The sequence below is a fragment of the Nesterenkonia haasae genome (genome assembly GCF_010119385.1).
Taxonomy (GTDB): Bacteria; Actinomycetota; Actinomycetes; order Actinomycetales; family Micrococcaceae; genus Nesterenkonia; species Nesterenkonia haasae.
On record NZ_VFIE01000035.1, the window covers coordinates 1 to 20,388 of the forward strand.

The 20,388-nt window shown below is 62.3% G+C and carries 20 protein-coding genes, 3 pseudogenes and 1 riboswitch; of the genes and pseudogenes, 9 read left to right on the forward strand and 14 right to left on the reverse strand.

Annotated features, from left to right (window positions below; genetic code table 11):
- Positions 1-109: 109 nt before the first annotated feature.
- Together FH975_RS15930 and FH975_RS15935 are read left to right on the forward strand one after the other, a co-directional pair.
- Positions 110-337 carry a sulfurtransferase TusA family protein gene (locus FH975_RS15930; RefSeq protein ID WP_162322165.1) on the forward strand — a complete coding sequence of 76 codons (228 nt, stop codon included), beginning with the start codon at positions 110-112 and terminating at the stop codon, positions 335-337.
- A gap of 86 nt (positions 338-423) precedes the next feature.
- Positions 424-1,050 (forward strand): VOC family protein, encoded by a 627-nt coding sequence (locus FH975_RS15935; RefSeq protein ID WP_162322166.1) that lies wholly within the window; start codon positions 424-426, stop codon positions 1,048-1,050.
- A 413-nt stretch (positions 1,051-1,463) separates the two neighbouring features.
- Here FH975_RS15935 and FH975_RS15940 read toward each other — a convergent pair whose 3' ends face one another.
- On the reverse strand, positions 1,464-1,739 hold the full coding sequence (locus FH975_RS15940; protein WP_162322167.1) for a hypothetical protein: 276 nt from the start codon (positions 1,737-1,739) through the stop codon (positions 1,464-1,466).
- Between FH975_RS15940 and FH975_RS15945 the strand changes: the two are divergent.
- The 3 genes and pseudogenes from FH975_RS15945 to FH975_RS15955 form a co-directional block, all read left to right on the forward strand.
- Positions 1,671-1,865: pseudogene (locus tag FH975_RS15945) on the forward strand (IS5/IS1182 family transposase); the annotation flags it as partial. The gene FH975_RS15940 and the pseudogene FH975_RS15945 sit on opposite strands and share 69 nt — an antisense overlap.
- Before the next feature lie 433 nt (positions 1,866-2,298).
- The gene (locus FH975_RS15950) at positions 2,299-2,691 is read left to right on the forward strand and encodes an ester cyclase (RefSeq protein ID WP_162322168.1); all 393 of its coding nucleotides are present in this window, start codon (positions 2,299-2,301) and stop codon (positions 2,689-2,691) included.
- 13 nt (positions 2,692-2,704) lie between these two features.
- Positions 2,705-2,884, forward strand: a pseudogene (locus FH975_RS15955) (ATP-binding protein); the annotation flags it as partial.
- A 92-nt stretch (positions 2,885-2,976) separates the two neighbouring features.
- Here FH975_RS15955 and FH975_RS15960 read toward each other — a convergent pair.
- The 8 genes and pseudogenes from FH975_RS15960 to FH975_RS15995 all read right to left on the reverse strand — a co-directional run.
- Positions 2,977-3,168 (reverse strand): annotated as a pseudogene (locus FH975_RS15960) (integrase core domain-containing protein); the annotation flags it as partial.
- 39 nt (positions 3,169-3,207) lie between these two features.
- Complete coding sequence (locus tag FH975_RS15965) at positions 3,208-3,822, reverse strand: alkylhydroperoxidase domain protein (protein ID WP_162322169.1); 615 nt, start codon at positions 3,820-3,822, stop codon at positions 3,208-3,210.
- Complete coding sequence (locus FH975_RS15970) at positions 3,822-4,466, reverse strand: CMD domain protein (RefSeq protein WP_162322170.1); 645 nt, start codon at positions 4,464-4,466, stop codon at positions 3,822-3,824. Before FH975_RS15970 ends, FH975_RS15965 begins: the two co-directional genes overlap by 1 nt.
- Positions 4,467-4,468: 2 nt before the next feature.
- A complete protein-coding gene (locus FH975_RS15975) occupies positions 4,469-5,479 on the reverse strand; it encodes an LLM class flavin-dependent oxidoreductase (RefSeq protein WP_162322171.1) in 1,011 nt (336 codons plus the stop codon).
- A 55-nt stretch (positions 5,480-5,534) separates the two neighbouring features.
- Entirely contained in the window at positions 5,535-7,220 is a 1,686-nt protein-coding gene (locus tag FH975_RS15980; protein WP_162322172.1) for a dipeptide ABC transporter ATP-binding protein, read from the reverse strand.
- Complete coding sequence (locus tag FH975_RS15985) at positions 7,217-8,065, reverse strand: ABC transporter permease (protein WP_162322173.1); 849 nt, start codon at positions 8,063-8,065, stop codon at positions 7,217-7,219. The genes FH975_RS15980 and FH975_RS15985 overlap by 4 nt, the downstream gene beginning before the upstream one ends.
- The gene (locus tag FH975_RS15990; protein ID WP_162322174.1) at positions 8,062-9,000 is read right to left on the reverse strand and encodes an ABC transporter permease; all 939 of its coding nucleotides are present in this window, start codon (positions 8,998-9,000) and stop codon (positions 8,062-8,064) included. The genes FH975_RS15985 and FH975_RS15990 overlap by 4 nt, the downstream gene beginning before the upstream one ends.
- Positions 9,001-9,067: 67 nt before the next feature.
- Positions 9,068-10,738 (reverse strand): TIGR04028 family ABC transporter substrate-binding protein, encoded by a 1,671-nt coding sequence (locus FH975_RS15995; RefSeq protein WP_162322175.1) that lies wholly within the window; start codon positions 10,736-10,738, stop codon positions 9,068-9,070.
- A 120-nt stretch (positions 10,739-10,858) separates the two neighbouring features.
- Positions 10,859-10,978, forward strand: a riboswitch (SAM riboswitch).
- A gap of 95 nt (positions 10,979-11,073) precedes the next feature.
- Here FH975_RS15995 and FH975_RS16000 point away from each other — a divergent pair.
- Together FH975_RS16000 and FH975_RS16005 are read left to right on the forward strand one after the other, a co-directional pair.
- On the forward strand, positions 11,074-12,411 hold the full coding sequence (locus FH975_RS16000; RefSeq protein WP_407938641.1) for an O-acetylhomoserine aminocarboxypropyltransferase/cysteine synthase family protein: 1,338 nt from the start codon (positions 11,074-11,076) through the stop codon (positions 12,409-12,411).
- Positions 12,408-13,625, forward strand: a complete 1,218-nt coding sequence (locus FH975_RS16005; protein WP_162322177.1) for a cystathionine gamma-synthase — start codon at positions 12,408-12,410, stop codon at positions 13,623-13,625. Before FH975_RS16000 ends, FH975_RS16005 begins: the two co-directional genes overlap by 4 nt.
- Here the strand turns inward: FH975_RS16005 and FH975_RS16010 are convergent.
- The 4 genes from FH975_RS16010 to FH975_RS16025 all read right to left on the reverse strand — a co-directional run bounded on the left by FH975_RS16010 (position 13,613) and on the right by FH975_RS16025 (position 17,666).
- Positions 13,613-14,404 carry an inositol monophosphatase family protein gene (locus FH975_RS16010; RefSeq protein WP_162322178.1) on the reverse strand — a complete coding sequence of 264 codons (792 nt, stop codon included), beginning with the start codon at positions 14,402-14,404 and terminating at the stop codon, positions 13,613-13,615. The two genes, FH975_RS16005 and FH975_RS16010, sit on opposite strands and share 13 nt — an antisense overlap.
- A gap of 54 nt (positions 14,405-14,458) precedes the next feature.
- Positions 14,459-15,412 carry a polysaccharide deacetylase family protein gene (locus FH975_RS16015; RefSeq protein WP_328821930.1) on the reverse strand — a complete coding sequence of 318 codons (954 nt, stop codon included), beginning with the start codon at positions 15,410-15,412 and terminating at the stop codon, positions 14,459-14,461.
- A 354-nt stretch (positions 15,413-15,766) separates the two neighbouring features.
- Positions 15,767-16,747 carry a serine hydrolase gene (locus FH975_RS16020; protein ID WP_162322179.1) on the reverse strand — a complete coding sequence of 327 codons (981 nt, stop codon included), beginning with the start codon at positions 16,745-16,747 and terminating at the stop codon, positions 15,767-15,769.
- A 7-nt stretch (positions 16,748-16,754) separates the two neighbouring features.
- Positions 16,755-17,666: a LysR family transcriptional regulator gene (locus FH975_RS16025; RefSeq protein ID WP_328821931.1), complete on the reverse strand. Its 912-nt coding sequence runs from the start codon at positions 17,664-17,666 to the stop codon at positions 16,755-16,757.
- A 122-nt stretch (positions 17,667-17,788) separates the two neighbouring features.
- Between FH975_RS16025 and bla the strand changes: the two genes are divergently transcribed.
- Complete coding sequence (gene bla / locus FH975_RS16030) at positions 17,789-18,706, forward strand: class A beta-lactamase (RefSeq protein ID WP_202923320.1); 918 nt, start codon at positions 17,789-17,791, stop codon at positions 18,704-18,706.
- Positions 18,707-18,719: 13 nt separating this feature from the next.
- Here bla and FH975_RS16035 read toward each other — a convergent pair whose 3' ends face one another.
- Complete coding sequence (locus FH975_RS16035; protein WP_162322181.1) at positions 18,720-19,169, reverse strand: MarR family winged helix-turn-helix transcriptional regulator; 450 nt, start codon at positions 19,167-19,169, stop codon at positions 18,720-18,722.
- Between the two features lie 92 nt (positions 19,170-19,261).
- On the opposite strand from FH975_RS16035, the gene FH975_RS16040 reads away from it, so the two are divergent.
- A complete protein-coding gene (locus tag FH975_RS16040) occupies positions 19,262-20,308 on the forward strand; it encodes an LLM class flavin-dependent oxidoreductase (RefSeq protein WP_162322182.1) in 1,047 nt (348 codons plus the stop codon).
- Positions 20,309-20,388: the final 80 nt, after the last annotated feature.

The window sequence follows — 20,388 nt, forward strand, 5'->3', positions numbered from 1 at the left end:
GGCACCGGCGCGGCGGCAAGGATCTTCATCATCAACCACAAGCGTGCCGGCGCCGGGCCTAAGCCGGTTCTGAGCACAGTCAGCTGAACGCTCACGGAAGGAGAAAATCATGACAAAGCATCTGCTCGAAACCGATGGCCAGGTCTGCCCGTTCCCGCTGGTGGAAGCCAAACAGGCCATCAACCAGATCGACCTGGGCGACGAACTGATCATCAACTTCGACTGCACCCAGGCCACCGACTCCATCCCGCAGTGGGCGGCCGAGAACGGCTATCCGGTCACCGAATTCACCAAGCGCGGTGCCGCCGAATGGAGCATCACAGTTCAGAAAGCCTGAGACAGAAAGTGTCCGATATGGGCGGGGATACACTGGCCGGGACGGTAAGCCGCCGGGCAGCGAACCTTAGACCAGAGGAGTGCCAGATGACGAGTGCCCCTGCATTGCTAGACCACGTGGTTGTCGTCTCTGACGATCTGGAGGCGGCCGTGGAGCAGATCGCCGGGGCGACCGGCGTCACTCTCGACCCTGGGGGTGTTCATCCCAGCTTCGGGACTCGGAATTATCTGGCCAGCTTCGGCTCCGGAGCGTATCTGGAGGTGATCGGTGTGGACCAGGAGAACACCGAATTCACAGGTACCAGACCGTTTGGGATCGACGACGCGGTCGGAACCTTCGCGGCCACATGGGCCATTACCCCGGAGGATATCGAGGCAGCCGTGGCCGCCTCACGCATACACGGCGTGGACCCGGGAGACCCGGAGCCCAAATCACGACGCCGTCCGGACGGCTCCCTGCTCGAGTGGAAGCTGACTCGTTCCTTCTCCGAACCCTCAGGGGTGGTGCCGTTCATGCTGGACTGGGAGGGAGCGACAACTCCCGCAGAGACCACAACGGCGAGGCTGGATCTGGTGCAGCTGAAGGCCTCCCATGCACAACCAGAGGTGGTGCTCCCGGTGCTGCGCGCCGTTGGAACGGACCTGGACATCGTCCGGGGACCCGCCAATCTCGAGGTGACCCTGGAAGGACCGGCTGGTCGGATCACTCTCTGAGCTGGAGACTCCCCTTCGCTGCAAAAGCGCTGGTAGAGAAGGGCCCGTTGTGGGTGCCACTGGATCACATCGAGTACGTCAGAGCCCCGGTTAGGGCAGGTCAATCCGGGGCGCGGTGCTGCGCGGATCGTGGTTGTGTCGGTCTCTAGTGCCCGGTTGATTCAAACCGGTCCTTTCGAGGACAGACGACACGGCCTCTTCGGGGTCAGGGTGCAAAATTAGGTCTCCTAGCGGGGTCATTCAGGACCGGTCGGCTGCCGCTTCCTCGGCAGTAGTGGCGGTGCCGTAGGTTTCAGGCCCGGGGGGTTCTTCTTCTGTGGTCTTCTGGTTCGAGGATTCAACGGCCTGCTGCTGGTGGCGCTGGGTTAGGACCCAGGGATCGTGGGTTGCGGGTGGTCGCCTCAAGGTAGGCGTCAGGACGCGTAGGCTCCCGTCCAGGCTGCGGCATCATCAAGGTCGCGCACCTTCATCAGTTCTCTGGTCAGGGCCAGGATCTCTCTACCGGCTTCGAGTCTCGGTGTCAGAGTGGTATGCCGGATGACCGCAGCCCGGGTGTGGAAGAAGCAGCGTTGGATCCTGGTGCGCCGCCATTGCTGCTCCAGTGCCGCTCGTAGCCCAGCACCGCCGGCGGCAGACCACTGGCTGTCGACAAGGACCTCCATAAGGGCCACAACGTCGTCGAGCGCCACTTCGGGCTGGCCAAACGATGGCGAGGTATCGCCGCAAGGTACGACAAGCTCACCATCACCTACCGAGCTACCGCCGTGCTTTGCGCAGCCATTTCCTGGCTATGCAAACTAGAAGACATGCCCTAGCCGTGTTGTCACTGGAGGGAAAGGAGCGTACGACGTCTCAGACGCCCCTGCGCCGAGGGGAAATAGCGGTTGTACGGGCTGAGCAGCAAGCAAGCAGCCGTCGGGGCGCTGAAGTGATCCTGGGTGTGAGTGGAGTCTGGCTCCGCCCCAGGGATCTGGGACGCGATGCTCACCCGAAGCTCCATGAGACCGAAAGCTCGAAAGGCAGTGATGGACTCTGCTCTGCCGTACAAGGAATCTTGTACGGGGGTGTGCCGCAAGTGATTGCTCCCCGCCACCGCCCCGTAGCGAGGGTCCTCACATGCCCCAGGCTCGAGGGGGCTCTGTTTGTGCTGGTTCGTCGCCCATAGTGTTTACATCGGCCCTCTTGGGCGATATGTGCGAAATGCAAAATTCGAATACAGCCCCGGACGGGGCGCAGAGAGGAAACATTATGACCGACTCCGAAATCCGTGAGTTCTTCCGCCGCTACGTCGAGGAACTCAACGCTCACAGGTTCGACGATATGGACGCATTCATCAACGACACGGTACTCCTCAACGGCGAGCCGGGGACCCGGGATGACGTTATTTCGGTTCAGAAAGCCGACATCGAGGCGGTGCCAGACCTCCACTGGGAGGTCCAGGAGTTCCTTATCGATGGCGAGCGGGCGGCCGTTCGCGCACTCAATACGGGTACCCCCGTGAAGGAGTGGCTCGGCGTAGCTCCTACAGGAGCATCATTCGAGATCGTCGAGTACGCCATCTACGAAATCCGCGACGGACGATTCGTGCAGATGACCGCCCTACACGACACTTCGCAAATGGAGCGTCAGCTGGCGGGCTGACTTTACAGCTACTTCGAGCCGCTACGACACCGTTTCGACGGTATTCTGCACCCAGCACGCTAAGAAAGACTGGCACCAACGACTCGGATCCGAGGTCCACGCTGATGCGATCGTGAACCGCATCGTCCACAAGACCATCTGGATCGACACCGGAGGCCGCAACGTGCGCGAACACGCCACGCTAAACCAGTAGTTCACACCGTCGGTGGGGGCCTTGATCCCGTGGCCCCCGCCGACGCTACTACTGGCCCCAAGCGGCAATATCGCTGTCCCCCGGATCCAATATGGGGTCCGGTAGCCCAGGGCTAAGTGCCTGCGAATTTTATTGTATTCTTTCTTCCAATCACCGATGATGACCTGCGCGTGCAGCACTGAGTAGAAGCTGTTGATATTCAGGCATTCATCCCTGATCCGGCTGTTGAAGGACTCCACATACCCGTTACGCCACGGAACACCTGGCGGGATGTAGTAGAGCCCGGGCGTCACGGCAGGCCTGCCGGTGTCCCCAGCGCGCCCTCAGGTTTTGCTCCGCCGCTTCGGCACAGTGGGCTCACCCAGGCTGAGCATGAGCCGATTGGCCCAGTTGAAGAATGCTGCGCCATTGATGGCATCGACGATGCTGGCGTCGTCGAGCCCGGCCTGACGGAGAGAGTCGATCTCTTCGGTGCCAAACTGGGACGGTGTCCGGGTCAGCGCTGCTGAGGCTTGAGCCACAACTTCCCACTTTTCGCCCAGCGGGGCCTCAACACCTTCATCGAGCAGACGCTGCACATCCTCTCTGCGGCCAGATTCCTGGGTAGCGCGCGCTGTGTGCACGGAGGCGCAATAGACACAGCCGTTGACCCGCGAGGCCGCGGAGGCTGCGATCTCCCGGTCGGCTCGGGGCAGGCCCCCGGCAGGGTTGGTGAAGATGTCCAGATCTGTCAGGGTCCGGGCGTGCAACGCCTCCGGGTTGCGCACCAGCAGCCGGAAATAGTCACTCTTAATCCGGAATTCGTGGATGAGAGCTGCCCGCTGCTCCTCGGTGAGGTCCGCTTCAGCGATTGGCTTCACCCAGGGCACCCAACCCAGGCCTTCCTGGGTGAAGCCGTCCGGCCGGTTCAGCTCCTGGTACTCAATGACATCGGACATCAGCGGGCCTCCTGAGGGGCAGGGTTGTCAGCCAGGGCAAGCAGGCCATCGACGACACGGATCTGGAATGCCAGGAATGAGATCAGCTGGCTCAATGTGACGATGTCATCGGCCGACCATCCTGCGTTTTCGAGACGCTTCAGATGCTCAGGGCGGGCATCCCGCGGATGCAGGCTCAGCAGATGCGCGTGTTCCAATGCCGCAGCTAACCTCTGGGAGGACCCCGGTACATCCTCCGGGTCGTAGTGGACCGTCTCCCCCGGCTCAGACTCCTCTGCGTGACGGGGCTCCCGGTACTCTCCGTAGGGCCCTGCGCGCCGCGCTGCGCGGGAGAGCTGCTCGATACTGCGCGCGAAGTGGGAGTCTGTCTCCTCTTCGGTCAGTTCCAGGTAGAAGTCCAGGGCAGCCGATTCGCTGGCCTGCAGTCCCACTGAGTAGGCCGCTACCGCGTAGCGTTCGGAGAGCGGGAACGTGCCCGGATCGTGGGGTTCGAGGAGAACTTCGAAGCTTCGCTGGGCGTTGTCACGGGCCTGCGCCCGGCTCTGCCGGATGGTGTCAAGATGGCTGCCGGGGGTGATCTGGCAGAGAGAGTCGATAATGTCAGCCGAGCCGACGGTGGCTTGAGTACTCGTGGTCTGTGTCATAGTCACGCCTTCTGCAGAACATTGTCGCTGAGTGCCCACCCCAACTGTGGGGCGACCTCGGTCGCAACCAGTTCCAGGGAGCGCAGCGTGAGCTCATGGCCGGGATCGATGGAGTGGACCTGGAAGCTGACATCGGTGGACCGGGCGATGATTTCATCGGCGCTCAGCTGTTCGGTGACCTGCTCCGCAGTCCCGAAGTAGCTGTTGGTGAGGCGGAAGAGTTCCTGGTCCGTAAGGCTCTGCGCGCTGATCTTGTATGTCTTGGCCGCCAGCTCCTCCAGGCGCGGCCGGGCGGCGGCCATGACAGATTCGCGGTTCTCCTCATCGATGACCACCAGTGTGCGCGAGGTGAGGATACGGGCATCGCTGGACTCCGGGAGGCTCTCCAAATAGGTATCCACAATGGGGTTCTGTGCATCGTTGATGGAGACCTCTGGGCTGCCGGGCTGGACGCGGGAGAGCATGAGTCCATCGCCGGAGCTGCCGGCGCGGGCGGCACCGTTGGAGGAGAAGGTCGCCTGCCAGATGCGCGAATCTAGCCCGTCGGACAGGGGCTGGAGAGTCAGGCCCGTCTCCGCAATGGGTTCTCCGCGGAGGGCACCACGCAGGATGTCGAACTTCGCGGCGAAAAGCTCCCGCGCATCCTCACCGGCATAGCCGAAGGCTGCCAGAGTTTCAGGCGAGGCCCCGGGCGCGACCCCCAGTTCGAGCCTTCCGGCGGAGAGTTGGTCCACCACGCTGGCGTCCTCCGCGGTGCGCAGCGCACTCTCATGAGGAAGCGTTACCACGGCAGTTCCCAGTCGGATGGTGTCGGTGATCGCAGCAGCCGCGCCGAGCATCGGCCAGGGCGAAGGTAGTCCGCCTTCGTTGGCGTCGAAGTGATGCTGCGCGATCCAGGCGGTGGTGAAGCCGCAGGCTTCAGCGTGGCTGATCTGCTCCAAGGCGAACCTATAGCGGTTCGCGGCGGTGTCACGTTCGAGGAGCCGGGTGAAGAATCCGATGCGGGGGGCCACGGGAGTCCTGCTTTCTGGTGCCTGTTGGGTACTGGGGCGGGTGTTGATCTGCGGGTCAGGGACCTGCGGGCGTCTTTCTGGGGCGGGGGATGGCGCTCAGCAGCGCCCGCGTGTATTTATGCTCTGGAGAGTTGAACACCGTCTCGGTGGGTCCTGATTCCACCTGCTCCCCAGCGGCCAGCACGGAGACGGTATCGGCAATCTGCCTGACCACCGCCAGGTCGTGGGAGATGAAGATGTAGGTCAGCTCCAGCTCCTGCTGGAGTCTCTCCAGCAGGCTCAGGATTTGCGCCTGGATGGTCACGTCCAGCGCAGAGACGGCCTCGTCGAGGACCAGTAGGTCGGGCCGCAGCACAAGCGCTCGGGCGATCGCCACACGCTGGCGCTGACCGCCAGAGAGTTCTCGGGGGAGCCGGTCAGCGGTCTCTTCCGGCAGCGCCACCCGTTCGAGTTCGAGCAGAGCACGACGCCGCCGCTCGCCTCGGTCCTTGATGCCGAAGTTTCGCAGCGGCTCGCCGACGATCTCCCCGACACTTTGGCGGGGGTCGAGGGAGCCGTAGGGATTCTGATAGACCAGCTGGACCTGTTTGCGGAACTCTGGGCGTTTCCGCGCTGAGGCGACGTCGACGCCCCCGACAGTGACGCTGCCTGCGCTCGGGGCGTGGAAGCCGGCGATCGCCCGACCCAGGGTGGTCTTTCCCGAGCCGGATTCGCCCACCAGAGCATGGGTGCTTCCACGGGCGAGCGTGAAGCTGACATCTTTGACGGCTGCGAATGAGGACTTGCCGGACTTGTACCGATGGGTGAGCCCGTCCACGACGACGAATTCCGGATCTGTCTCCGGGACAGGGCGACGCACCGGTGGGGACAACAGGGACGGAGCGTTGGAGAGCAGCCGCTTGGTGTAGTCATCCTGCGGGGTGGTGAGAATTTCCTGGGCTGGGCCCCGCTCTTTGACAGCACCTTGATGGAGCACAAGGAGTGAGTCTGCGCGTTCGGCCGCAACAGCCAGATCATGGGTGATGAACAGCACTGAGGCGTTCAGCTCAGTGCGCAGCTCGTCAATCAGGTCAAGAATCACCCGCTGCACGGTGACGTCCAGAGCGGAGGTGGGCTCATCGGCGATGATCAGCTCAGGCTCCAGGGCGATTGCTGCGGCGATGAGCACGCGCTGGCGCTGCCCGCCAGAGAGCTCGTGGGGGTACTGTCGGGCGCGCCGCTGAGGGTCATCGATGCCCACGCGTTCCAGAAGTTCCAGGGTTCTGCGCAGGCGGGTGCGCTTGTCGCCGCGCCGGTGGATGCGCATCGACTCAGCTACCGACCACCCGACCGTGCGCACCGGGTTGAGTGAGTTGCTGGGGTCCTGGGGAATCAGGCCGATGCGTCGGCCGCGGATGGGGCGCATGGACTGATCCCTGAGCTGCAGGAGATCCAGTGCATCTGCCGGGTCCCCCAGGTGGGCGGTGCCTGAGGTGACGTTTCCCCCGGCGGGCAGCAGCCCGATGAGGGATTGGGCGATGGTGGACTTTCCTGAACCCGATTCCCCCACCACGGCCAGTGTCTCACCGCGGTCCAGGGTGAAGGAGACCTGATCGACCGCCTGTCGCTGCACTCCGCGGGAGGTGTAGGCCACGGAGAGGTCCTCGACGGTGAGCAGCCCAGTGGAGTGGGTGGAGGAGTCGAGTCGGTCCGGCGTCGTCGTTCTCTGCCAGTCGCTTCGCAGTGTCTCTACGTGATTCATGCGTTCCTCCTGGCTTGGATGGCGTAGCTGAGCCGGTTGGTGGCCAACACCGTGATGACCAGCACCAATCCGGGCAGAGTGGTCAGCCACCATGCTGTGGCGACGAAGTCCCGGGACTCCGCGATCATCAGTCCCCACTCGGGAGTGGGCGGTGGAGCACCGTATCCCAGGAAGCCCAGGGTGGATATCTGCAGAATCGCGCTGCCGAACTGCAGCGCCGCCAGCGCCAAAACCGGGGTCAGCGAGTTGGGCAGGATGTGCCGCCAGAGCACTGTGCCGAAGCTGCCCCCGGAGCCGTAGGCGGCTTCCACAAAGTCGCTGCGCGAGACCTGCACCACCTGAGAGCGGGCCAGGCGGGCGAATGCTGCGATCGAGGTGATCCCTACAGCGATGGCCACGTTGACCGTTCCGTAGCCCAACAGAATGATCACACTCAGTGAGAGGAGGAGGGAAGGGATGGCCAGCAGCACATCAACGATGCGCATCAGCACCTCGTCTACGCTTCTATGCGAACTGCCGGAGAGCACACCCATGGCGGTGCCCACCAGGAAGCCGACGGCGACCGCCATGAGCGCCCCGGTGAGCGTTTCCCTTGCTCCGTGGATGACGCGGGAGAGGACGTCACGGCCGGTGGAGTCAGTGCCGAAGAGGTGCTCGGCACTGGGGGCCTGCAGGCTGGGACCGACGTTCGCGATCGGATCGTATGAGGTGAAGAGACCCGGTGCCAAGGCCCAGGAGACACTCACCAGCAGTGCTCCGAAGGCCAGAAGGACACTGGGACGCAGAAGTGACATGCCGGTCTGGGACTTCCGGGATCGGGTCAAGACTGTGGCGACGCTGCTCATGCGCGCACCTTCTTTCGTAGGCGGGGATCCAGCACGGGGTAGAGCAGGTCCACGATCAGGTTGATGAGCACGAACGTGGCTGCCGAGAGCACCACGATCGCCTGCAGCACCGGCATATCGCGATTGGCCACCGCCTGCTCGGTCATGCGCCCGATCCCTGATCTGCCGAAGATGGTTTCGGTGACCACAGCTCCGGCGATCAGCTCCCCGAAGAGAAGTCCGGCGATAGTCAGCGCCGGCAGCAGCGCGTTGCCTAACACGTTGCGCCAGAGCAGCCAGTTGTTGGAGGCACCCTTGGCGCGCACCACTGATACGAACGGCTGACTGCGCACCTCATCGATGCTGCTCACCAGAATCTGCGCCAGTGGCGCCGCGATCGGCACGCTGATGGCCAGGGAGGGGAGGATGAGCGCCTGCAGGTCGGAGGCCCCGATCACTGGGACAAGCCCCAACTGAAAAGAGAACACCTGGATCAGCACAATCGCCAGCCAAAATACCGGGATGGAGATGAACAGTGGGGGCAGGGCGCGGGTGACCCGGCGCAGCCAGGCGAACGGACTGAAGGTGGAGGTGAAGGCGATGGTGAAGGCCAGAACCACAGCGAGCAGGAAGCTGGTCAGCGTCAGCGCAGCTGTGGCCGGCAGGGCGGCCGCGAGCATCGAACTCACCGAGGCGCCGGTCTGGGTGGAGAACCCGAGGTCCCCTGTGAGAAAGCCGGTCAGCGCCAGCCAGAACTGGGTCCACACCGGCTGATCTGCACCTATGGATGCGCGGATCTCCGCCACCTCCGCGGAGGACAGCCCCAGTTGTGGGCTGCCATAGCGCGCGATGACGGAATCTCCCGGCAGATAGTGCAGCAGGAAGAACGTTGCGGTGAATGCCACGAAGAGCACCAGCAGCGCCTGCCCCAGCCGGCGCAGCACGTAGGACCACATCGAAAGTCAACCTTTATTGAAGGGGGCGGGGGCTGTGACAGCCCCCGCCATGTCAGGGAAGTGGAGGTCAGTCGTCGAGAGAGACGGCGTAGAAGCTCGGACGCGCCACTGACTCTGTCTCAAAGCCGAGGACATGCGGCTGGACGCCGTAGACCTGCGGTTCTTCGAAGAAGGGCAACACGTAGGCGTTCTCTGCCAGGTACTCCTGAGCCTGTTCACTGGCCACCACACGATCGGCTTCATCAGGCAGGGAGGCGATGTCCTCCAGCAGCGATTCCAGCTCCGGGTCAGTCACCTCATCCTCGTAGCCGTTGAGCAGGACATTTCGGTTCTCGGAGTGGTACTGACTCTTGATGACATCATAGTCCGCGCGACCGACCATCGAGTGGAAGATCTGGACCAGCTCCGGGTCCTGGGCCTCCTCATTCTGCTGCGCCCGGTCGCCTGAGAGCAGCTCGAGCTCAATCCCCACTTCGCGCAACTGCTGGGCCACGACGGTCACCAATTCGGCAGAACGAGGCTGCGGGTGTGCCTCGTTCACGGTCAGGTGTAGACGCTCACCGTCGCGTTCACGAATCCCGTCGGGGCCTTCCTCCCAGCCGGCCTCCTCAAGGAGCTCGATTGCGCGGTCAGGATCATACTCATAGTGCTCCGACTGATCCGAATAGCCCAGAGCATCTGAGGCCAGCGGGGAAGTGGCCAACGGGTATGAATCCGTGAAGAGACTCTCCAGTACTGCTTCACGGTCCACCGCGTGGATGATGGCCTGACGAGTCTCAAGGTCCTCCAAGATGGGGTGACCGATGCGGAAGTTGAAGCCATTGTTGACTGACTTGGTGCCGTAGGCCTCAATTTCAGCCTCGGACTCCTCCAGCTGCTCCTCGTCCTGGGCTTCGATCTGACGAGCCACATCTGCCTGCCCTGAGACCAGTGAGCCGATGCGCACGCTGTCCTCGGGGGTGACTATGACATTGACTGCGTCGATCAGCGCCGGGCCCTGATGGTGGTGTTCCTCCGGGGCCCAGTCGTAGTCCTCGCGTGCCTCCAAGGTGTACTCGGTGCCGAGTTCTTCCTCTGCGACAACGAAGGGACCGGAACCGATGATGGTGGTCGCGTTGCCAGGGCCGAAATCTTCCTGGGTGTGGTCGAGCGTCTCATCAGAGAGCAGCCCGGAGTTGATCGTCGAGGTGGCCTGAGCGAAGCCGGGAGCCGGTTCGTCGAAGTGGAAACGAACAGTGTTCTCGTCGATGACCTCACCATGGTCATAGTTGTTGATCGCCTCTGAGACGGACAGGGTGCGTTCGGAGTCGCCCCGGCCGTAGAGGTCGAAGTTCTTGACCACGTTTTCGGCAGTCAGCTCCGTGCCGTCTGAGTATGTGACGCCCTCCCGGATAGTGAAGGTGAACTCGGTGGCATCCTCGTTGACCTCGGGCAGCTCAGTGGCGATCCAGGGGTGCAGCTCCAAGGTCTCAGGGTCCTGCCAGAGCAGCCGGTCAGCGATGTTGTTGATCACTGCGCCGTTGGGGTAGAAGCCTGCGGCTGGCGGATAGAGGGTGTCATACGGCTGGTGCTCAAGGTATGTCAGGGTGCCACCCGTTTCCGGGTCGCCCTCGGCACCGACATCACCGCCGCCACAGGCGGCGAGGGCCAGGGAAGCTGCTAATGCTGTGGCCCCCAGGCGAAAATGATGTGAACTGTCACGTCGCGGGTGCCCAGGGCGAAGGTGTGAAGGACTCATAGGATGAACATACTGATTCACCGTCTCAACCCTGAAGCTTTGTGACGTGATGTGAAGTACCGGCATAGAAACTGCCGTCTGGACGTGAGCATTTGCTGCCTGGGTTATTATGTTCAACAGGATCACGAGTACCGGTTCATCAAAGCTCTGGCTGGCCGGTCGGCAACCCTTCCGCTGTGACGGGGTGCCCCAGATGACGATCCGACCGGCGTCCACGATGTTCGCCGGTAAGCACGGTGCGATCGCGGTTCGTCCGCATCGCCCCAACGGCAGGGGAACGTATGCCATCACCGCAGAAACCGGCCTGTACTGCGACAGCACAAATTCACGCCGGAGTGACATCTGATTCCGAGTTCCGGCCGGTGCAGCCACCGGTCTACGTCTCAGCCGCCTATGAGTTCGCCAGCCTGCGCGATGCGCGTGAAGCCTTCGCTCAGCGCGAGGCTGCCTTCACCTATGCCCGCACCGGCAGTCCCACCGTGGCTCTGTTGGAGCGGCGCGTGGCGGAGCTGGAAGCCGGCGTGGGCGCCGTCGCTTTCGCATCAGGTCAGGCCGCCATCGCTCTGACGCTCTTGGCCCTGGCGGGGCGTTCCGGGCAGAGCCCCGACGGGCGTGCTCACGTGGAGATCCCCGCCGGCCATGTGGTTGCCTCGGCCAAGATCTACGGCGGCACCGCCGACCTCCTCAACGATTCCTTGGCGGAATCCGGCATAGGCGTCACCTGGGTCGACCCACATCAGCCCCAGGCGTGGGCCGATGCCGTGACCGAGCGGACACGAGCCTTCCTCGTCGAGTCCATCGGCAACCCGCACGCGGACCTTCCCGATATTCCCGCACTGGCCCGGATCGCTCATGCTGCGCAGATCCCGTTGATCGTAGACAACACGCTCGCCAGCCCCCACCTGGTGCAGCCTGCGGCGCTTGGGGCGGATTTCGTCATTCACTCGGCCACCAAGTACCTGTCCGGAAATGGCACAGTGCTTGCCGGCGTCGTCGTCGACACCGGGCGCTTCTCCCCCGCTGATCATCCGGACAGGTGGCCTCAGTTCACCGCCGCGACGGCCCGGTTCGGGGATACGCCGTTGGTGCAGCGGTATGGCGAGCGCGGCGCCGTGCTGCACCTGATCCGCGCCAAGTACCTGCATGACCTTGGGCCCTGCCTGGCACCGTGGAGTGCCCAGCAGGTGTTGGAAGGAATCGAAACACTTGACGTGCGAGTAGACCGTCACTGTCGCAACGCTGAGGCGCTGGCCGAACGTCTATCGACCCACTCAGCTGTGCATCGTGTCCGCCACCCCAGTCTCCGTGGGGACCCGAATGCCGCCCTGGCTGCCCGCGACTTTCCCCGGGGAACCGGCGCGGTACTCTCCGTCGAACTGGCAGGTGGCTTCAGCGGCGTGGAGCGGTTCATCGATTCGCTCAGGCTTTTCAAGCTGGCCGCGAATATCGGGGACGCCCGCTCGATGATCGCCCATCCGGCATCGATGACTCACTGCCGGCTCAGTTCCGAGCTGAGGACTGCCGGGGAGATTACTGAGCAGACAGTCCGTTTGTCGGTCGGAAGGGAGAACCTCGAGGACCTTTGGAGTGATCTGGAACAGGCCTTCGCCGCCGCGGGATTGGGAACTGACGACGCCGCCCCTGCGCCGTTGGGGACGGAGACGCTGGTATGAGCCCGCGCACCGACCCTGCAACGACGGCTCCGGCTTCGCCCATCCGGATTCGTCCGGGTTTCGCCACTGCCGCGGTACACGCCGGCCAGGAGCCCGACCCGCTCACCGGAGCTGTGGTCCCTCCGATCTATCAGACTTCGACCTTCACCCAGCACGGGGTCGAAACCTTGAAGAACGGGTATGAGTACTCCCGTGGGGGAAATCCCACTCGCACTGCTTTCGAGGTCCAGCTCGCGGCACTGGAGAACGGTGTGGCGGCGTTCGCATTCGCCTCCGGGATGGCTGCCGAGGACGCTCTGCTGAGGGCGGTGCTGCGTCCTGGACATACAGTCATCGCCGCCGCTGAGACCTACGGGGGCACACACCGTCTGTTGACGCAGGTCTATGCCCGATGGGGTGTACGGGTTGTCTTCGTGGATCCGCAGCAACCTAGACAGCTGGAGCGCGCACTCAGTGCAGATCGCAGCGCCAAGCTGCTTTGGTTGGAGACACCTACCAATCCATTGCTGACGGTGGTGGACATCGCAGAGTGGACCCGGACAGCTCATGCCTACGGCGCCTTGTGCGTGGTGGACAACACGTTCGCCTCCCCGGCGCTGCAGACTCCGCTGAGCTTGGGAGCCGATGCGGTCGTCCATTCGACCACCAAGTACATCGGCGGTCATTCGGATGTGCTCGGTGGGGCCGTCGTCGTCGGTGATGCTCTGTGGGAAGATCAGCCGCTTCAGGACCTTGTGGGGTTCCAGCAGTTCGCGGTCGGGGCGGTCGCGGGGCCCCAGGACTCTTTTCTTGCGGCCCGGGGCCTGAAGACACTGGGGGTGCGCATCCGCCAGCACTGTGAGAATGCTGCTGTCATCGCGGACTGGCTCACCACGCACCCAAGGGTTGGGGAAGTGTTCTACCCCGGATTGCCCGGGCACAGCACTCACCACATCGCTGCGCAGCAGATGTCCGGATATGGCGGTCTCGTCACCCTGCGGGTCTCGGGCGGAGAGCCCGCCGCACGTGTGGTCGCTGAGTCCACGCACCTCTTCGGTCTCTCGGTCAGCTTAGGTGGGGTCGAATCCCTGATCTCCCACCCGGCCACCATGACGCATGGCTCCACCGCGGGCACGCCCCAGGCACCACCCCGGGATCTCGTGCGGCTGTCGGTGGGGATCGAGGATGTCGAGCACCTGATCGACGATCTCGACCGCGCGCTCTATGCCTCGTAGGCGGTGAGCAGGTTTTTGAGATCAGCCGCTGTCTGCGGGTGCCCGACAATGATCAGATCGCCAGCTGCTTCTGTATACATGTGCGCACCAGCTTCTTGGGCGATCATCACCCCTCCCAGAAGGTCCCAGATCTCATTGCGGTAAGCAACGACAGCTCCAAGCTTTCCGGTAGCGAGAAGCCCCCAATCAGCGGCGGGAGCCCAGGTGCGCAATACTCTCTTGGTGCCTCGCTCTAATTTATCGAAGAGCACGTTCCGGTAGTCATCATCGTTGTCGACCTCATATCCCTGAACGAATGAGACCGTTGTGCGTGAGAGGGATTCTCCGTCTCCTAACCTGAGCCTTCGTACCTCTGAATGACTGTCGGAAGTACTCCACGCCCCCTGACCGTCAATCGCGGAATAGGTCCGCCGCTTGGGAGAGTCGTGCACTACGGCGACTACTGGCACCTTTCCTTGACAAAGGGTGATGCAGACGCCATAGACGTCAATGCCAAGTACGTAGTTGTTTGTGCCATCCAACGGGTCAATGAGCCAGCGGAATTCGGCATCCGAGCCGGCACCCTGGTCACCACCTTCTTCCCCAAGAATTGCGTGCTCGGGATACTGTTCCGTGATTCCCTCCACAATGCGACGCTCGGCTTCGCGATCCACATCGGTGACCAGATCCGCACCCTCACTCTTGGACTCGATCCGCGTTTCTTCTCTTTCCTTGACTGCGAAGTCCCCTGCTTCGCGGGCAAGACGGACGGCGAGGTCTGCTGCTGTGCGAAGATCCATTCAGCCAATCGTAGTGCGAAAAAGGCTCCTCACTCTATGTAAATGATGACCGCGTCAGTGTGCTTCTTCCAAGGTGATAAATCGAGTGTCCTCTGCGAGCAGTTGCGGCAGGGCTTGGGCAAGGCCGGTCCCTGTGCCGGAAGCCGGCTGGTTGAAGTGACCAAGGAGGATGTCTGTCGTGGAGAGAGTCGCGGCGTGGGATGCAACGGTTTGGGCTGGAAGGGTGGCCCCATCGTCGAGGTTGATGGTGAAGTTCACTGGCGTGAGCCCCAGGTCATTACAGATCTGCGCCGAGGTTTCATCCAGATGAGCTGTACCGGAGCGGAAGTATCGACATGTGACTCCATATTCTGTGCGGAGAAACTCTTGGTTTTCCATAATCTCGTCATAGACCCCTGCCGCCGAGCTCGTGCCTTGCACCCCGTACGCAGATGCACCGTTCACCGACAGCGGCAGGTGGTGGGTGCCGTGGTTTTCGACCTCGAACAACGGCTCGGAGACGATTTCCTCCATCATGGTGTGGTTGGCTTTCGCCCACCGTTGATTGATGAACAGCGTGGCAGGAACTCCCAAGTCGCGCAGGGTGTTTAGTAGTTCCCGATCGGCAGCCGAGCCGTTTGATCCGCCGCAGGCATCCAGAGTCAGTGCTGCGGCGCCACTGCCATCTGGCAGCGAAAGCTTGACCCCGGAGACCGCCAGGCCGAACATTCCTGGGGAAGCATCCTGATACTTCTCAATTATCTCGTCGCGAGAACTGGTCAGGTCACCACCTGCCTGGCCGTTATCGGCGCTGGCAGAAGGTGAGGGACTAGCAGGCGGTGATGGGCTGGCCGTGGGCGAGTTCTTCGCAGGACGGGCAGTGCCGGCGGCCTGGTCCGGAGATGGCTCCGAACAGGCAGCAGTCACGGTGGCAACAGCACCTACACCGAGTACCCCGAGTGCGCGACGACGATCTAGGTGTTCATCGAGGTAGGACCGAAATGAAGGAGTCTGACTATGCGTACTCACGTGCGCCTATCGTGGGTGGAGCTTTCAAACGGAGGCCTTGGCTGGCTCGTTCGGTGTCAACAGCACCTCGTGCCAGCAGAATCGACCTTTCCCATAGGGAGACCTCCTCCACCGGTTCGTTGTCCCGGCTAACGACTCTGACCAGACCATATCCGCTCGCCATATTCACAGCGTCACATGTTACCCACGTTGCGTTGCACGCCAAGCCAATCCTCGACCGGACGTGGGCGTTGGGGTTGTAGCGCGCGTCATGCTCAATCACCGTGTCGTGTTGCTCCGCAGGCAGCCGTGCCCGCTCTTTTTTCGCCGGGGCAGGACAGTTCCACTTCACCCGCGGTTTGTTTGAGAAGGCGGTTATTGGTGTGGACCAGCTGGCTGGCGCTGGTGGTGGGACCGGAGGTAGTCGTGGAGTTGGCGAGCAACGCCCGCCATCACGGCCTCAGCTCCGGGTTGAGTAGCGGCGGCCACCCGGGACTCAGTCAGTGCGGCGATCGCCAGGACTGAACCATCGGCATGTTCCACCACGCCAATCTCGTGACGAAGGTTCAATTGAGTGCCAGTCTTCGACGACCACCGGCTCGCATCGGAGGCGAAGTCCGGCGTCAAACGGTGACGATGTACGTTCGCACCCATTAGATCCCGCATACGGGCTGCGACCCACGGGGCGAGCGATGAGGGGTTTCGCGAAGACGGGGAACCTCGGGGCGATAGGGCCGTCCAGACCGTATCGAGCATGTCCACCAGTCCCCTCGCCGAACCCACGTTGGTGCGGTCGAGGTCAAACTGCTCAAGTCGGTGACCACCTCCTTCAGTGGTCTTCTCGATTGCCAATGCATGAGCCAAATCAGTGTCCTCTTGCGACAGCACTTCTGCGGGCGTACGGGTAAGCGCCGAGAGGCTCTCTCGCACAGTGATTGAGCCTATGTTCCATTTGCTGAGAATATTCATCACGTCAGGAGAGGGGACCAGCTCAAACAAGGTGTCGGCCGCAGCATTATCGCTAAGAGAGACCGCCAGCGACAGCGCATCCTCTACCGCAATTTCGGCCACATGCTGAAACCTCATGATCCCCGTGGGACCAGGCGTTGTGGTGCGCCCAGGCCGAACTTGCACTCGCCTGGCGGAATCCAGTGTCCCGAGCCGAATGTTCTCCAGAACAGCTAACCCCAACGGCACTTTCACCAAGGAAGCTAGGGGCAGCGGCCGGTCAGGCTCGATGCCAAGCTCTTCGCCGGTCGAAAGGTCTCTTACGAGGTAGGAACCGCTCAGTCCCGCTCGTTCGAGCTGGTCGCACAGGTCATCAATCAAAGTCATGACAGCCGGGTCAGCGTTCATAGGCACACTATGAAGATACGCCGTCCCTCATGGTTTTCGCGTGGCCAACTCCGAGCGCTTTGCCGATCGGCTCATCAAGTGACGCAGCAAGGCCTGCGGCGTCGCTGCCAGAGACGCCACGAAGTGCATATGTGCGTTCGAAGGCGCCTAACGCGATGGCGCGCCAGTGAAGTCCGAACTCAGTGGCTTGTCGAGACGAACACATCAGCAGGTCCCCTGAGGCAAGAGTCTCGGTGACAGCGTTGGTCAATGTCGCTGCGATCTGCACCTGGGAGGGAGCCAAACCGGCTGAGTCTCGGAGGCGCAGGAAACGATCCCGAATGGTAGGCACATCATCTTCGGGCTGCATCCAGATTCTCCGTGCGACGCCTGCGGGGCTGTGGCGTCGACCCCTCAAAGTATCCAGGTGGATTGGCCGGGAGCCTTCATCGTGGATCCCGGCGAGCCCTAAAGGTACAGCCCAGCGGGCTTGGTCCGGTGCGACAGCGATGATTGCGACCTCGACGTCGTGGGTGCGCAGCTGTTCAGCCCGGTCGACTGGGTCTGCCCGGTGCAGGTCCAACACCAGGCCTGCTTCTTTACTCGTCTTCCCCAATACCGCGAGGTCTCGCACTTCGCAGGTCGCCGGCACGGCAAGTCGTACCGGAGCTGCGCGGGCGTGTACCGCGTCGCGGCGCAAGGAATCAGCAAGCTGCACCAGTCGACGCGCCCTGGGGAGCAGTCTGACACCGAAAGGAGTGGGAGTGGCTCGGCGCCCCGAACGGTCGATCAACCGGGCACCAAGTTCATTCTCCAGAGCTGCCACCCGTCGACTGGCAACCGATTGAGGTATCTGTGCCGCTGCCGCACCGATCGTAAAACTACCCATATCACTGACACTGACGAAGGCGCGGCAGGCCGCTAAGAAGTCCACCAGCACATAGTATGCCGTTTCAGCATCATCATGGTTTTTTCTTGCTTGGACTGCATGTGATCTCGTACTGCACGCTAGGACTCGCTCAATCCGCCTCTCACTGATGAGTTGACCTAGTAAGGAGACCCATGACTTCTATCCACATTCGACGTCTAAGCGCTGTCGGCCTGTTCGCACCCGCGGCGTTCTTGATGGCTGCGTGTTCCAGCGCTGCACCCGACGACACCGCCTCCTCGGCGGGCCCTTCCGCCGAGCAGACCTCAATCACGGAGAGTTTCGAGGAGCTGGAGTCACGCTACGATGCCAGGCTCGGGGTCCATGCCGTTGACACCGGCACCGGCGAAGAAGTGACGTGGCGTGAAGATGAACGTTTCGCCTACGCCTCCACGATCAAGGCGCTCGCCGCCGGCGCGGTCCTTGACGAAGTTGGCGTCGCCGGGCTGGAGACTGAAGTCCTGGTCGAGGAAGAGGACATAGTGCCCCATTCCCCAGTCACTGAGAACCATATCGGTCAGACACTGACTCTGAGAGAAATTGCCGAAGCCGCTGTGACGGTGAGCGACAACGCGGCTGCCAATTACCTCTTCGACGAGCTCGGTGGTCCTGATGAGCTCGACGCGGCCCTTGAGGATCTGGGTGACGACGTCACCGAAGTGGTACGTCGTGAACCTGAGCTCAATGAAGCGACTCCAGGAGATGACCGGGACACCACCACGGCCCGCGCAATCACAGGAAGCCTGCGAGAGTACCTCTTCGGCACAGTGCTGGACGACGAGGAGAAGTCTCAACTCGGCGAGTGGTTGATTGATAGTGAAACCGGCGCCACTCTCATCCGAGCCAACCTTCCTTCTGACTGGACAATCGGAGATAGATCTGGAGCCGGCGGCTATGGGACTCGCGGCAACATCGCCGCGATCTGGCCTACGAGTGGTGATCCCATCGTGATATCGGTCCTGTCCTCACGCGATGAACCGGACGCTGAACATGATGACCAACTCATCGCTGAGGCAGCTGAGCTAGCCATTTCTCAGCTCCACCAAGAGTGAGTGGAACAGAGGACTATCTTTCCTCCTGATCAGCGAGGCTCGCCCACACGTCAACTAGGGCGTTGAGCTGCTCTTCAGTCAGTTTGTCGATGAAGAGACGCTTGATGTCGGCGTACTGCCTCTTCCATGCTTTGCGCAGCAGTGACCTTCCTGCTGGAGTGAGTGTCACGTCATAGCCGCGACCGTCGGAAGCTGCACGGCAGCGTTCGATCAGACCTCGCTGCTCAAGCCGATCAGCGAGCCGGGACAGGCCTGCGGTGGACATCATCCGCTTCTTCGCCAGCTCAGTCAGCCGTATCCCGTCTCGGCCAGCCTCCGCCAGTAGGCCCAGGACGCTGTACTCGGTCATGCTCAGCCCAAGCGGAGTGAGATCGGCCTCGATCACGCCCCAGATGCGTTCGTGAGAGACCAAAAAGCCGCGCCACGCCTCGTCTTCGAGTTCGGTGAGCCGTTCTGTCGCCATGACCTAAGGATAGTCCGTGGGACTGTCGATGGAATAGTTGCTTGCGCAAGCAGGTTGGATGATTCATCACCACTTCTGAGAGGACACAGGCAATGGCATTTGAGATCGGCATCATGACCTTCGGTGAGGTCACAGAAGACCCCGTCAGCGGCACGCTTCGCACCCCGCATCAGCGAGCTCGAGAGACGATCGAGCTCGCAAAAGTCGCAGATGAGGTCGGACTCGATGTCTTCGGCATGGGCGAACACCACCGCAGCGACTTCGTCGGCTCCGCGCCCTCCATCATGCTCGCGGCCGCCGCCGAGGCGACAGAACGGATCAGGCTTGCCAGTGCGGTGACCGTGTTGAGTTCCGAGGACCCCGTGCGGGTATGGGAGCAGTTCGCCACCATCGACCTACTCTCTGCCGGCCGCGCGGAGATCATCACAGGCAGGGGCTCTTACACCGAGTCGTTCCCACTGTTCGGATATGACATCACTGACTATTCCGAACTCTTCCGCGAAAAACTTGACCTGTTGCTGCGCATCCGGGAAAAGAACCCCATCACCTGGACCGGGAGGCTTCGCCCGCCCCTTGTTGAGGCAGATATCGCGCCGCGCGCCTACGGCGATACCCTCCCGATCTGGGTCGGTGTCGGGGGTTCGCCCGCGTCAGCAGTAAGCACCGGAACGCTCGGCCTCCCACTTGCGCTAGCCATCCTGTTCGGTCCGATGAACACGCTCCAAGACTCCATCCAGCTCTACCGCGCCGCCGCAGATCAAGCCGGCCACGACTCCGCGAGCCTGCCGGTGAGCATGAGCGTGGGCGGCTACGTCGGCAGCAGTACGCAGCAGGCGCGTGACACTATGTACCCGCACTTCGCGAGGTTCATGATGGACCACAATCATCAACGTGGCCGCGGCATGCTGCTGCCGCGCGACGCCTTCGAAGCCGGCGCCTCCCAAGCAGGCAGCTACATCGTCGGAGATCCGGAAGAAGTCACCGACAAGATCCTCCGCTTCCGCGAGATGTACGGCCTGAACCGAATCATCATCCAGATGGGAATGGGCGGTATGCCACAGAAGGACCTCCTCGCCGCCGTCGAGCGCCTTGGCTCTGAGGTCGCTCCAGCTGTTCACCGGGCACTCGGCGATGCCTGATCCCGGCTTCATCTGGGGAAACCTCCCGTAGCAGTCCGTCATACTTTTTGAACATTCTCCACTAGAGACTCTTTAATGTT

What these genes read in the sequence shown, in the direction of transcription:
- FH975_RS15930 (WP_162322165.1), top strand. Translation starts at nt 110, where the DNA reads ATGACAAAGCATCTGCTCGAAACCGATGGCCAGGTCTGCCCGTTCCCG.
- FH975_RS15935 (WP_162322166.1), top strand. Translation starts at nt 424, where the DNA reads ATGACGAGTGCCCCTGCATTGCTAGACCACGTGGTTGTCGTCTCTGAC.
- FH975_RS15950 (WP_162322168.1), top strand. Translation starts at nt 2,299, where the DNA reads ATGACCGACTCCGAAATCCGTGAGTTCTTCCGCCGCTACGTCGAGGAA.
- FH975_RS15965 (WP_162322169.1), bottom strand. Translation starts at nt 3,822, where the DNA reads ATGTCCGATGTCATTGAGTACCAGGAGCTGAACCGGCCGGACGGCTTC.
- FH975_RS15970 (WP_162322170.1), bottom strand. Translation starts at nt 4,466, where the DNA reads ATGACACAGACCACGAGTACTCAAGCCACCGTCGGCTCGGCTGACATT.
- FH975_RS15980 (WP_162322172.1), bottom strand. Translation starts at nt 7,220, where the DNA reads ATGAATCACGTAGAGACACTGCGAAGCGACTGGCAGAGAACGACGACG.
- FH975_RS15985 (WP_162322173.1), bottom strand. Translation starts at nt 8,065, where the DNA reads ATGAGCAGCGTCGCCACAGTCTTGACCCGATCCCGGAAGTCCCAGACC.
- FH975_RS15990 (WP_162322174.1), bottom strand. Translation starts at nt 9,000, where the DNA reads ATGTGGTCCTACGTGCTGCGCCGGCTGGGGCAGGCGCTGCTGGTGCTC.
- FH975_RS15995 (WP_162322175.1), bottom strand. Translation starts at nt 10,738, where the DNA reads ATGAGTCCTTCACACCTTCGCCCTGGGCACCCGCGACGTGACAGTTCA.
- FH975_RS16005 (WP_162322177.1), top strand. Translation starts at nt 12,408, where the DNA reads ATGAGCCCGCGCACCGACCCTGCAACGACGGCTCCGGCTTCGCCCATC.
- FH975_RS16010 (WP_162322178.1), bottom strand. Translation starts at nt 14,404, where the DNA reads ATGGATCTTCGCACAGCAGCAGACCTCGCCGTCCGTCTTGCCCGCGAA.
- FH975_RS16020 (WP_162322179.1), bottom strand. Translation starts at nt 16,747, where the DNA reads ATGAACGCTGACCCGGCTGTCATGACTTTGATTGATGACCTGTGCGAC.
- bla (WP_202923320.1), top strand. Translation starts at nt 17,789, where the DNA reads ATGACTTCTATCCACATTCGACGTCTAAGCGCTGTCGGCCTGTTCGCA.
- FH975_RS16035 (WP_162322181.1), bottom strand. Translation starts at nt 19,169, where the DNA reads ATGGCGACAGAACGGCTCACCGAACTCGAAGACGAGGCGTGGCGCGGC.
- FH975_RS16040 (WP_162322182.1), top strand. Translation starts at nt 19,262, where the DNA reads ATGGCATTTGAGATCGGCATCATGACCTTCGGTGAGGTCACAGAAGAC.